Annotated in this window: 7 protein-coding genes; 5 read left to right on the plus strand and 2 right to left on the minus strand. The window is 69.5% G+C overall.

Annotated elements, in window-relative coordinates; genetic code table 11:
• Positions 1-114 precede the first annotated feature (114 nt).
• Positions 115-2,169 carry a M4 family metallopeptidase gene (locus ACQKIP_RS25325; RefSeq protein WP_365867011.1) on the plus strand — a complete coding sequence of 685 codons (2,055 nt, stop codon included), beginning with the start codon at positions 115-117 and terminating at the stop codon, positions 2,167-2,169.
• Between the two features lie 286 nt (positions 2,170-2,455).
• Positions 2,456-4,090, plus strand: coding sequence for a M4 family metallopeptidase (locus tag ACQKIP_RS25330; RefSeq protein ID WP_365867010.1), 1,635 nt, complete (start codon positions 2,456-2,458; stop codon positions 4,088-4,090).
• Positions 4,091-4,152: 62 nt separating this feature from the next.
• On the opposite strand, the gene glgP is transcribed toward ACQKIP_RS25330, so the two are convergent.
• Positions 4,153-6,783 carry an alpha-glucan family phosphorylase gene (glgP, locus tag ACQKIP_RS25335; protein WP_365867008.1) on the minus strand — a complete coding sequence of 877 codons (2,631 nt, stop codon included), beginning with the start codon at positions 6,781-6,783 and terminating at the stop codon, positions 4,153-4,155.
• A gap of 203 nt (positions 6,784-6,986) precedes the next feature.
• On the minus strand, positions 6,987-7,430 hold the full coding sequence (locus tag ACQKIP_RS25340; RefSeq protein ID WP_365867006.1) for a nuclear transport factor 2 family protein: 444 nt from the start codon (positions 7,428-7,430) through the stop codon (positions 6,987-6,989).
• A 296-nt stretch (positions 7,431-7,726) separates the two neighbouring features.
• On the opposite strand from ACQKIP_RS25340, the gene ACQKIP_RS25345 reads away from it, so the two are divergent.
• The 3 genes from ACQKIP_RS25345 to treS all read left to right on the plus strand — a co-directional run.
• Positions 7,727-8,944 (plus strand): S8 family peptidase, encoded by a 1,218-nt coding sequence (locus tag ACQKIP_RS25345; protein WP_365867004.1) that lies wholly within the window; start codon positions 7,727-7,729, stop codon positions 8,942-8,944.
• A gap of 322 nt (positions 8,945-9,266) precedes the next feature.
• The gene (locus ACQKIP_RS25350) at positions 9,267-11,486 is read left to right on the plus strand and encodes an alpha-1,4-glucan--maltose-1-phosphate maltosyltransferase (protein ID WP_427744148.1); all 2,220 of its coding nucleotides are present in this window, start codon (positions 9,267-9,269) and stop codon (positions 11,484-11,486) included.
• Positions 11,483-12,884, plus strand: a 1,402-nt coding sequence (treS, locus tag ACQKIP_RS25355) for a maltose alpha-D-glucosyltransferase (protein WP_427744150.1), incomplete at its 3' end; no start/stop codon positions are given. The genes ACQKIP_RS25350 and treS, both read left to right, overlap by 4 nt.

Below are 12,884 nucleotides of genomic sequence, written 5' to 3' on the forward strand. Positions count from 1 at the left end.
GCTGCTCCACCGTGTTCCCAGCTCCACGTTCTGCCTTGTTCTGCCCGGACGGCACGACCGCGCCGCCCGGTCCCCCTGGCCGCGCACCCCGCGGCCACGCAGAAGGAGTCCGTGTTGAGAAGCACCTCTCACAGACCTGCCTCCCACAGACGCGCCGCCACTGCCGGCGCCCTCACCGCCGTCGCCGCCCTTGTCGCGGTGGCCTTCCAGACGGGCCCGGCATCCGCCGACGACCCCGCGATATCGACGGCCAAGGCCGCGGCCGCGGCCAAAATAGGCAAGGCCGACCCCGGTTCCCTGCCCGTGAAGCTCACTCCCGCCCAGCGTGCGGCGCTCCTCAAGGACGCCAACGCCACCAAGGCGGACACGGCCAAGGACCTCGGGCTCGGCGCCAAGGAGAAGCTCGTCGTACGTGACGTCACCAAGGACGGCGACGGCACGACGCACACCCGCTACGAGCGCACCTACGACGGCATGCCCGTCCTGGGCGGCGACCTGGTGGTCGACGAGGCGAAGTCCGGCAAGACCGAGGGCGTCACCAAGGCCGCCAAGGCCCAGCTCAAGGGCATCGACACCACCGCCGACGTGAAGGCCGCGACCGCCGAGAAGCAGGCGCTCGGGGCGGCGAAGGCCGAGGGCTCGAAGAAGACCGACGCGGACCGCGCGCCGCGCAAGGTCGTCTGGATGGCCAAGGGCGAGCCGACGCTCGCGTACGAGACGGTGGTCGGCGGGCTCCAGCACGACGGCACGCCGAACGAGCTGCACGTCGTCACGGACGCGGCCACCGGCAAGAAGCTCTTCCAGTGGCAGGGCGTCGAGAACGGCACGGGCAACACGCAGTACAGCGGTCAGGTCACCGTCGGCAGTGCCCAGTCGGGGTCGAACTACACCCTGACCGACACCGGCCGCGGCAGCCACAAGACGTACAACCTCAACCGCGGCACCTCCGGCACCGGCACGCTCTTCTCGGGCCCGGACGACGTGTGGGGCAACGGCCAGGCGTCCAACGCGGAGACCGCGGGCGCCGACGCCGCCTACGGCGCCCAGCTCACCTGGGACTACTACAAGAACGTGCACGGCCGCTCCGGCATCCGGGGTGACGGTGTCGGCGCGTACTCGCGGGTCCACTACGGCAACAACTACGTCAACGCGTTCTGGCAGGACTCCTGCTTCTGCATGACGTACGGCGACGGCTCGGGCAACGCCAAGCCGCTGACGTCCATCGACGTGGCAGCCCACGAGATGACGCACGGCGTCACGGCGGCCACCGGCAACATGACGTACAGCGGTGAGTCCGGTGGCCTGAACGAGGCGACGTCCGACATCTTCGCGGCGGCCGTGGAGTTCAACGCCAACAACGCGCAGGACAAGGGCGACTACCTCGTCGGCGAGAAGATCGACATCAACGGCGACGGCACCCCGCTGCGCTACATGGACAAGCCGAGCAAGGACGGCGCCTCCAAGGACTCCTGGTACTCGGGCATCGGCAACATCGACGTCCACTACTCGTCCGGTGTCGCCAACCACTTCTACTACATGCTGAGCGAGGGCAGCGGCGCCAAGGTGATCAACGGCGTCTCGTACGACTCGCCCACCTCGGACGGCCTGCCTGTGGCCGGAATTGGTCGTGACAAGGCGTCGCTCATCTGGTTCAAGGCGCTGACGACGAAGTTCACCACGACCACCAACTACGCGGCGGCCCGCACCGGGACCCTCGCGGTGGCCGGCGAGCTGTACGGCACCACCAGTGCCGAGTACAAGGCGGTGGGCGACGCCTGGGCCGCGGTCAACGTCGGCACCCGTGGCGGCCCCGGCGGCGGCACGGACTTCGAGAACACCACCGACGTGGCCATCCCGGACCGGGGCGCGGCCGTCACCTCGTCGATCAACGTCACCGGCCGCACGGGCAACGCGCCCGCCGCGCTGAAGGTCGGCGTCGACATCGTCCACACCTGGCGCGGTGACCTGGTCGTCGACCTGGTGGCCCCGGACGGCTCGACGTACCGCCTGAAGAACTCCAGTGCGGGCGACTCGGCGGACAACGTCGTGGAGACCTACACGGTCAACGCCTCGTCCGAGGTGGCCAACGGCACCTGGAAGCTGAAGGTCCAGGACGTGGCCGCGCAGGACACCGGCCGCATCAACAGCTGGAAGCTCACCTTCCCGTAAACCGGTGGGTGAACGCACCGACTTGCGCCGCTCCGGGTGGATCAACTCCCCGGAGCGGCGCAGCCATGTGTGCGGACAGGTGCGTAACACGCCGTTCGCATTGCGTACATGGACCATCGCTCAACGGACGATTTCCGGCCAACCTGCGGCCAGGTACCTGACATGCACCTGGCTCAACTGACACTCTTCCCTCGCACGACACAACAGAACATCTGTACACCGCACCGCATCTTTCAGCCCGGACAGCTCCCCAACGCCGCTCGGGCCCCCCACAGAAGGAGCATGCGTGACCCCCCACATATCCCGGAAGCGCTCAACGCTGGCCATCGCCACCGCTGTTGCCGCCGGAGCACTGCTCGCCGGCGGTCTGGCCACCGGAGCCTCCGCGCAGCCCGACCAGGCCGCGGCGCCCGCCGGATCGCAGATCGCACTCTCCTCCACCGCCCGCGCCGGCCTGCTTCAGGACGCGAACGCGGACAAGACGGCCACCGCCGAGAAGATCGGCCTCGGTGCCAAGGAGAAGCTCGTCGTCCGCGATGTCGTCAAGGACCGTGACGGCACCACGCACACCCGCTACGAGCGCACCTACGACGGGCTGCCCGTCCTCGGCGGCGACCTCGTCGTCCACGCCGCCAAGAGCGGCAAGGTCAAGAGCGTGACCAAGGCGGCCAAGGCCACCATCAAGGTCGCATCGACCTCCGCGAAGGTCGGCGCCAAGTCGGCGGCGAAGTCCGCCGAGTCGACCGCCGCGAAGTCCGGCGACACCAAGAAGGCGGACGCGCAGGCCCCGCGCAAGGTCATCTGGGCCGCGTCCGGCAAGCCGGTCCTCGCCCACGAGACCGTCGTCACCGGCGTCCAGAAGGACGGCACGCCCAGCAAGCTGCACGTCATCACCGACGCGGCCACGGGCAAGAAGCTCTACCAGTACCAGGCCATCGAGAACGGCGCAGGACACAGCCAGTACAGCGGCGACGTCGAGATCGGCACCAAGAAGGGTTCGAGCGGCTTCGACCTGACCGACGACTCGCGCGGCGGCCACTCGACGCTCGACCTGAACCACGCCCAGAGCGGCGAGGGCAAGCTCGTCACGGACGACGACGACACGTGGGGCACCGGCAAGGCCGACGACCCGCAGACCGCCGCCGTCGACGCCGCCTACGGAGCCCAGCTGACCTGGGACTACTACAAGACCGTGCACGGCCGCGAGGGCATCAAGGGCGACGGCAAGGGCGCGACGTCCCGCGTCCACTACGGCAACTCGTACGTCAACGCCTTCTGGGACGACAGCTGCTTCTGCATGACGTACGGCGACGGCGAGGGCGACAAGAAGCCCCTGACGTCGATCGACGTGGCGGCCCACGAGATGTCGCACGGCGTCACCGCGGCCACCGCCAACCTGGAGTACAGCGGCGAGTCGGGCGGCCTGAACGAGGCCACCTCCGACATCTTCGGCGCCTCCGTCGAGTTCAACGCCAAGAACAAGGAAGACGTCGGCGACTACCTCATCGGCGAAGAGATCGACATCAACGGCGACGGCTCTCCGCTGCGCTACATGGACAAGCCCTCCAAGGACGGCCAGTCCCTGGACAACTGGAGCGCGGACGCGGGCAACGTGGACGTCCACTACTCCTCGGGCATCGCCAACCACTTCTTCTACCTGCTGTCCGAGGGCAGCGGCGCGAAGGAGATCAACGGCGTCAAGTACGACTCCCCGACCGCGGACGGCTCCAAGGTCGAGGGCATCGGACGCGACAAGGCCGAGAAGATCTGGTTCAAGGCCCTGACGGCGTACTTCACGACGACGACGGACTACAAGGCGGCCCGTGAGGGCACCTTGAAGGCCGCGACGGACCTGTACGGCGCGGACTCCGCCGAGGCCAAGGGCGTCGCCGCGGCCTGGACCGGCGTCAACGTCAAGTAGCTCGTCCCCGGACGCCGGGCGCGCCGAGGTCCTTCGGCCCGCCCGGCGTTCTGGTGTCCGCGCTACCGCAGCAGCACTCCCGCGGCCTCCCCCGTCCCCTCGGAGGGCACGGCCACGAGTCCCAGCTCCGCGCCGCTGGCAAGGAGTCGGTGGGCGGGCAGAATCCGCACCGTGTAGCCGAAGGGCCCGGTCCGGTCCAGGGCGAGCGGGCCCTCGTAGAGGCGGCGGCCTTCCGCGTCGGGGCCGCCCACGGCCTTCAGCGGCAGCGGCTTCGCGTCGGCGATGACGTCCTCGGGGTCCACGCGGCCCGCGATCGTCTGCACCTCCACGTCGTCCGGGGTCAGTTCGCCCAGGCGCACGCGGACCCGCAGCGAGAGCGTGGCGCCGAGTTCGGCGGTGGCGCCGGTCGCCGATGCCTCGACGTGGTCGACGGCCACCTGCGGCCAGGCGGCGCGCACCCGCGCCTTCCACGCGGCCAGCTCCACCGCGGCGTCCGCGCCCAGCGTGCGGTGCGCCCGCGCGGCGGGCACGTACAGCTCCTCCACGTAGTCACGCACCATCCGCCCCGCGAGGACCTTCGGCCCGAGCCTGGTCAGGGTCCGCCGGACCATCTCGATCCACCGGTCGGGCAGTCCCCCCTGCCCCTGTTCGTAGAAGCGGGGCGTGATCCTGCGTTCGAGCAGGTCGTACAGCGCCGCGGCCTCCAGGTCGTCCCGGCGGTCCTCGTCCGTGGCCTCCCCGTCCGCCGTGGGAATCGCCCAGCCGAAGTCCGGCTCGAACCACTCGTCCCACCAGCCGTCGAGCACCGAGAGATTGAGGCAGCCGTTCAGGGCGGCCTTCATCCCGCTGGTCCCGCAGGCCTCAAGGGGGCGGAGGGGGTTGTTCAGCCAGACGTCGCACCCCGGATAGAGCTTCTGCGCCATCGCCATGCCGTAGTCCGGCAGGAACACGATGCGGCCCCGCACCCGCGGATCGTCCGTGAAGCGCACGAGCTCCTGGATGAGCCGCTTGCCCCCGTCGTCCGCCGGATGCGCCTTCCCGGCCACGACGATCTGGACCGGCCGCTCCTCGTGCGTAAGCAGCTCCATCAGACGGTCCCTGTCCCGCAGCATCAGCGTCAGACGCTTGTACGAGGGGACGCGGCGCGCGAAGCCGATCGTCAGGACGTCGGGGTGCAGTACGTCCTCGATCCACCCCAACTCGGCGCTGGCCGCGCCCCGCCCGCGCCACGACGCATACAGCCGCTGCCTGACCTCCGTGACCAGCTGGCCCCGCAGCTCGCGCCGCAGCTCCCAGATGTCGGCGTCCTGGATCTCGGCGACCGCGTCCCACCGCTCCGAGCCGCCCACGGACAGCGCGTCCTCGGTCCGCTGGGCGCCGATCTGGCGGGCGCCGAGGCGGAACACCTCGGGGGCCACCCAGGTCGGGGCGTGCACGCCGTTCGTGACGGAGGAGATCGGCACCTCCTCGGCGTCGAACCCCGGCCACAGGCCCGCGAACATCTCGCGGCTGACCTTGCCGTGCAGGGTGGAGACGCCGTTGGCGCAGCGCCCGAGCCGCAGGCCCATCACCGCCATGTTGAAGCGGTTGGGCTCGCCGCCGGGGTAGGTCTCCATGCCGAGGCGCAGTATGCGTTCGACGTCGATGCGGGGCAGTTCGGCGTGCGGGCCGAAGTGCCGGGCGACCAGCTCGCGGTCGAAGCGGTCGATTCCGGCGGGTACGGGGGTGTGGGTGGTGAACACGGTCCCGGCCCGCACCGCTTCGAGTGCCGCGTCGAAGTCGAGTCCCTGGTCGGCGAGTTCGTGGATGCGCTCCAGGCCGAGGAAGCCCGCGTGGCCTTCGTTCGTGTGGAAGACCTCGGGCTCGGGGTGCCCGGTCAGCCGGCAGTACGTCCTTATGGCGCGGATGCCGCCGATGCCGAGCAGCATCTCCTGGAGCAGCCGGTGCTCGCTGCCGCCGCCGTAGAGCCGGTCGGTCACCTCGCGGGCACCGGTGTCGTTCTCCTCGACGTCCGAGTCGAGCATGAGCAGGGGTACGCGCCCGACCGTGGCCTGCCAGACGTGCGCGCGCAGGGAACGGCCGCCGGGCAGCGCGATCTCCACCAGGCTGGGGGTGCCGTCCGCCTCGCGCAGGAGGGAGAGGGGCAGCTCGTTCGGGTCGAGCACGGGGTAGGTCTCCTGCTGCCAGCCGTCGCGGGAGAGCGACTGGTGGAAGTAGCCGTGCCGGTAGAGCAGGCCGACCCCGACGAGCGGCAGTCCGAGGTCGCTCGCCGCCTTCAGGTGGTCGCCGGCGAGGATGCCGAGGCCGCCCGAGTACTGCGGCAGGGCGTCGGTGATGCCGAACTCGGGCGAGAAGTAGGCGACGGCGCCGGGCAGTTCGCTGCCGCGCGCGGCCGACTGTTCCTGATACCAGCGGTCCCCGGTGACGTACTCCCGGAGTCCGTCGGAGACCTCGGCGAGGCGGTGCAGGAACACCTCGTCGGCGGCGAGCTGGGCAAGCCGCGCGGGCGGCACGCTGCCGAGCAGCCGCACGGGGTCGCCGCCCGAGGCGGCCCACTGGCCGGGGTCGACGGCCTTGAACAGTTCACGGGTGCCGGTGTGCCAGGACCAGCGCAGGTTGCGGGCGAGTTCCGAGAGCGGGGCGAGGGGGTCGGGCAGGGCGGGTCGTACGGTGAATCGACGGATGGCCTTCATCACGGTGCACCTCTGACAGGGTGTCTGACGGGGCGTATGACGGGGGCGTACGCAGGTCTCGTATCGACGTGTTCGCAAAGCTCGTATCAACGTGTCGCCCCGACGTTAGCGTTGCACCGTCCCTGTCACCACGGCGCACAGGGTGCACGGACCGGGTCAGGGGTCACGTGACCCGCAGGTCCCGGACCGCGCCCCGTGACGCCCTACGGGGTGGTCGCCGCAACGATCGCCGCCGTGTCCCAGTAGAACGGCCGCACCTGCGAGATCCGTCCGTCCCGCACCGTGATGGTCTGGAGTATGGGGAAGGCGAGTTCACGCCCCGTGGCGCGGGCCCGCGCGCGGACATGGGTATGGACCACCGCGGTGGGGCCCGTGGCGAGGAACTCCTGCTTCCCGATCTCGAAGGTCTGCCAGGTCTCGCTCATGGCGAGGAAGAACCGGGTCATCCCGTCGTGACCGCGCCAGGTGCCGCCGTACGGCAGGGCCTGCGCCTGGTGCAGCACGACGTCGGGGGCGAAATAGGGGGCGAGCAGGTCGAACGTGGCCCGGCCGGGGCCGCCCGCCGCCAGGTAGCGGGACTCCGCCTCGTACATGCCGGTGAGGACGGCCGTCGAGTCCGCAGCGGCGGTTGCGATGTGGGAAGTCATACCGCGAGCGTGCCGGACCCGGTGGCCCCCGACCGGCGGGAAACGGACGTTGACCTGCGGCGGTCACCCCGTGGCCCCGCACTTCACGCAGGCATCCCGAACCCGTCCGAAAATCGGCGCAACCCTCACAGCACCCGCACCGGCGATATGGCCGATTCCGCCACGCCGTGTGGTCTTGTAGGCCCTCACGCCGCACGAGAGGCTGCCAAGTGGTGCTCGCGGAGGACACGGGGATTCCGGCATGTATCGGACCAACTCCACGGGTGGCACATCAAGTTGGGGAGGGAAACCAGCGTATGACTCTGTCGCGAACGAAGCGTCTGCGGTGGGCCGGAGCCGTCACCGCCGCCACCACGGCTGCGGTGCTTTCGGCCATCACGCTGCCCGCACACGCCGCTCCCGCCGACGACGCCCCGCTGGGGGAGATACTCGGCGCCGGGGAACCCGGTTCCATCAGCGGGAGTTACATCGTCACGCTCAAGGGCGGGACGCAGGCCCCGTCGGACGCCGGCCAGGACGTCGCGTCGAAGTACGGGGCGAAAATACGCCAGACCTACAGCACCGCGCTCAACGGCTATGCGGTGAGAGTCGGTTCGGACCAGGCAAAGAAGCTCGCGGGGGACTCCAGGGTCGCTTCCGTCGTCCAGGACAGCACCGTGTCCCTGGACCACACCCAGAAGAATCCGCCCTCCTGGGGTCTCGACCGCATAGACCAGAAGAACCTGCCGCTGGACAAGTCCTACACCTGGCCCGGGACGGCGGGGAAGGGCGTGACCGCGTACGTCATCGACACCGGGGTCCGCACCACGCACAAGGACTTCGGCGGACGGGCCAGCAGCGGCTGGGACTTCATCGACAACGACGCCACGGCGCAGGACGGCAACGGCCACGGCACACATGTGTCCGCGACCGTGGCGGGCAAGAGCCACGGCGTCGCGAAGAAGGCGAAGGTCGTGGGCGTCCGGGTGCTCGACGACGCGGGGTCGGGGACGACCGCCCAGGTCATCGCGGGCATCGACTGGGTGACCAAGAACGCCAGGAAGCCCGCGGTCGCCAACCTCAGCCTCGGCGGTACGGCCAACGCCCAACTGGACGCCGCCGTGCGCAACTCCATCGCGTCCGGGGTCACTTACACGGTCGCCGCGGGCAACGACGGGCTTCCGGCGGTCCTGTTCTCACCGGCCCGCGTGAAGGAGGCCGTCACGGTCGGCGCGACCGACGTGAAGGACGCCAAGGCGAGCTTCTCCAACTGGGGCGGCAGCCTGGACCTGTTCGCGCCGGGCGTCGGCATCACCTCCGCGTGGAACACGAACGACTCCGCCACGGACACCATCTCGGGTACGTCCATGGCCTCGCCGCACGTGGCGGGCGCGGCGGCGCTCTACCTCGCCGATCATCCCTCGGCGACACCGGCCGCGGTGAGCAAGGCACTGGCGGGGCGAGCCGCCGCCGGCAAGGTGACCGGCGCGGGACTCGGCTCGCCGAACAAGTTGTTGCAGGTCAACAACCCGTAGGGCACGACGAAGACCCGACGCGTCACATGACCGGCCCCGCCGCACACGGCGGGGCCGGTTCTCTGCGTGTGGCGGCGGCCTTGCTTCGCGGGCCGAGGCGACGCACCCTCGGATACGACGCAGCCTTGTATGGGGCCTTACGCACCAGTAGTTAATAAAGCGCCGGATTGCCCACCCGAAATTGGTGGGAAGGCTCCCCCGGAACGCACACGGCTCAGTACGGTCAGTCACGGCTCGGTACGGCCAGCAAGCGCGGCACAGCAGCAGAACCCCTCCACACCCCCGTATCCGCCCCACTCATGTAACGCGGACAGGAGCGGTCATGCCCTCAACTCGCCCGTCGGCTTCGCCCTCGGGAAAGCCCTCCACAAGGGTGCCCGCATCACAGGCACCGCAGCACGACCCGCAACACCGGCACCATCCGCACGACACGCACGATCAGCAGGACGGCAAGGACAGCCAGGACGGCCAGGACAGTCCAGGCGCCCAGGACACCCAGGACCCACCCCCGCGAACACCCCGCCCCGAGCCCGTCACCGGCCGCATACCCGTCCTCGACGTGGCACCCCTCGTCCACGGCGGGCGAAGGCCCGCCAAAGCCGTGGCGGGCGAAACCTTCCAGGTCACCGCCACCGTCTTCCGCGAGGGTCACGAGGCGGTCGCCGCCAATGTCGTCCTGCGCGATCCGCGGGGCCGCCCCGGGCCGTGGACGCCGATGCGTGAACTTGCCCCCGGCACGGACCGATGGGGCGCGGACGTCACTCCGGACGCCGAGGGGAACTGGACGTACTCCATCGAGGCGTGGGGCGATCCCGTCACCCAGTGGCGGCACCACGCGCACATCAAGATCCCGGCGGGCATCGACACCGAGCTGGTCCTGGAGGAAGGCGCCCGCCTGCACGAACGCGCCGCCGCCGACGCCCCGGCGAGCAAAGGCCGCCGCGCCACCCTGCGCAGCGCCGCCGAGGCCCTGCGCGACACGGACCGCCCCGCCGCGGCCCGCCTCGCCGCCGCCCTCACCCCGGAGGTGGACGCGGTACTGGCCGGGCATCCGCTGCGCGAACTCGTCACGGAGTCAGAGCGGTTGCCGCTCCTTGTGGAGCGTCCGCGGGCGTTGTTCGGGTCCTGGTACGAGTTCTTCCCGCGCTCGGAGGGCGCGATCGTCAAGGAGGGCGAGCCGCCGCGCTCGGGCACCCTGCGCACCGCGTCCGACCGGCTCCCGGCGATCGCCGCGATGGGCTTCGACGTCGTCTACCTGCCGCCGATCCACCCCATCGGAAGGACCTTCCGCAAGGGCCCGAACAACTCGCTGTCCCCCGGCCCGCACGACGTCGGCGTGCCCTGGGCCATCGGCTCCCCCGAAGGCGGCCACGACGCGGTCCACCCGGACCTGGGCACCCTGGAGGACTTCGACGCCTTCGTGGACCGCGCCACCGGCCTGGGTCTGGAGATCGCCCTGGACTTCGCCCTGCAGTGCTCCCCCGACCACCCCTGGGTGGACAAGCACCCCGAATGGTTCGCCCACCGCGCCGACGGCTCCATCGCCTACGCGGAAAACCCCCCGAAGAAGTACCAGGACATCTACCCCCTGGCCTTCGACCGCGACCTGCCCGGCCTGGTCACCGAGACCGTACGCCTGCTGCGGTTCTGGATGGACCACGGCGTGCGCATCTTCCGCGTCGACAACCCGCACACCAAACCCGTCGCCTTCTGGGAGCAAGTCCTCGGCGACATCAACCGCACCGACCCCGACGTCATCTTCCTGGCCGAGGCATTCACCCGCCCGGCGATGATGCGCACCCTGGCCGCCATCGGCTTCCAGCAGTCCTACACCTACTTCACCTGGCGCAACGAAAAGGGCGAACTGACCGACTATCTGCGTGAGTTGTCGGGCGAGACCGCCCACTATCTCCGGCCGAACTTCTTCGTCAACACCCCGGACATCCTGCACGCCTACCTCCAGAACGGCGGCCGTCCGGCCTTCGAGGCGCGCGCCGTGCTCGCCGCGACCCTCTCGCCGACCTGGGGCGTCTACAGCGGATACGAACTGTGCGAGAACGCCCCCGCACGGTCGGGCAGCGAGGAGTATCTGGACTCGGAAAAGTATCAACTGAGGCCGCGCGACTGGGAGTCCGCGCAGCGCACGGGCTCCACCATCGCGCCCCTCATCACCACGCTGAACCGCGTACGGCGCTCGAGCCCCGCCCTGCGGCAACTGCGTGACCTGCACTTCCACACCACGGATCAGGATGCGGTGATCGCCTACTCGAAAACGGCCCGGGACAAGGACGGATCGAACACGGTTCTGGTGGTCGTGAACCTCGACGCCCACCACACCCGGGAAGCGACGGTGTCGTTGGACATGCCGGCGCTCGGCCTGGACTGGCACGAGGCCGTGCCGGTGCGCGACGAGCTCACCGGCCACACCTACCACTGGGGCAGGACCAACTACGTGCGCCTGGAACCGGGCCGCGCCCCCGCGCACCTCTTCACGGTCCTGCGACCGTCCTCCCCGTCGATCGGAGGGTCAGCCACACCATGACCATCAACGAGCCCGTCCCGGACACCTTCGAGGACACCCCCGCAAAAGACCGCGACCCCGAATGGTTCAAGCGCGCCGTCTTCTACGAAGTCCTCGTCCGCTCCTTCCAGGACAGCAACGGCGACGGCATCGGCGACCTCAAAGGCATCACCGCCAAACTCGACTATCTCCAGTGGCTGGGTGTGGACTGCCTGTGGCTGCCGCCTTTCTTCGAGTCGCCGCTGCGGGACGGCGGCTACGACGTCTCCGACTACACCGCCGTCCTGCCCGAATTCGGTGACCTGGCCGATTTCGTGGAGTTCGTCGATGCCGCCCACCAGCGCGGCATCCGGGTCATCATCGACTTCGTCATGAACCACACCAGCGACCAGCACCCGTGGTTCCAGGCCTCGCGCACCGACCCCGACGGGCCCTACGGCGACTACTACGTCTGGGCCGACGACGACAAGCAGTACGCCGACGCCCGCATCATCTTCGTCGACACCGAAGCCTCCAACTGGACCTTCGACCCCGTCCGCAAGCAGTACTTCTGGCACCGCTTCTTCTCCCACCAACCCGACCTCAACTACGAAAACCCCGCCGTCCAGGAAGAGATCATCTCCGCCCTGCGCTTCTGGCTCGACCTGGGAATCGACGGCTTCCGCCTCGACGCCGTCCCCTACCTCTACGCCGAAGAAGGCACCGACTGCGAAAACCTGCCGCGCTCGCACGCCATGCTCAAACGCGTCCGTTCCGTGATCGACGCGCACTACCCGGACACCGTTCTCCTCGCCGAGGCCAACCAGTGGCCCGAAGACGTCGTGGACTACTTCGGGGACTTCGAGAAGGGCGGGGACGAGAGCCATATGGCTTTTCACTTCCCCGTCATGCCGCGCATCTTCATGGCCGTCCGGCGCGAATCGCGCTACCCCGTCTCGGAAATCCTCGCCAAGACTCCGGCGATTCCGGCCGGCTGCCAGTGGGGCATCTTCCTGCGCAACCACGACGAGCTGACCCTGGAAATGGTCACCGACGAAGAGCGCGACTACATGTACGCGGAATACGCCAAAGACCCCCGCATGCGCGCCAACATCGGCATCCGCCGGCGCCTGGCCCCGCTCCTGGACAACGACCGCAACCAGATCGAACTCTTCACCGCCCTGCTGCTCTCCCTGCCCGGCAGCCCGATCCTCTACTACGGCGACGAAATCGGCATGGGCGACAACATCTGGCTCGGCGACCGCGACGCCGTGCGCACCCCCATGCAGTGGACCCCCGACCGCAACGCAGGCTTCTCCTCCAGCGACCCCGGCCGCCTCTACCTCCCCACGATCATGGACCCGGTCTACGGCTACCAGGTCACCAACGTAGAAGCCTCCATGAGCTCGCCTTCCTCACTCTTGCACCTGTCTCTTATAC

Origin of the sequence: Streptomyces sp. NPDC059900, from assembly GCF_050270335.1 — a bacterium.
Classification (GTDB): Bacteria; Actinomycetota; Actinomycetes; order Streptomycetales; family Streptomycetaceae; genus Streptomyces.

Bases quoted from the DNA above. Each gene is read 5' to 3' on its own strand.
- glgP (WP_365867008.1), bottom strand. From the start codon at position 6,783: ATGAAGGCCATCCGTCGATTCACCGTACGACCCGCCCTGCCCGACCCC.
- ACQKIP_RS25345 (WP_365867004.1), top strand. From the start codon at position 7,727: ATGACTCTGTCGCGAACGAAGCGTCTGCGGTGGGCCGGAGCCGTCACC.
- ACQKIP_RS25350 (WP_427744148.1), top strand. From the start codon at position 9,267: ATGCCCTCAACTCGCCCGTCGGCTTCGCCCTCGGGAAAGCCCTCCACA.
- ACQKIP_RS25340 (WP_365867006.1), bottom strand. From the start codon at position 7,430: ATGACTTCCCACATCGCAACCGCCGCTGCGGACTCGACGGCCGTCCTC.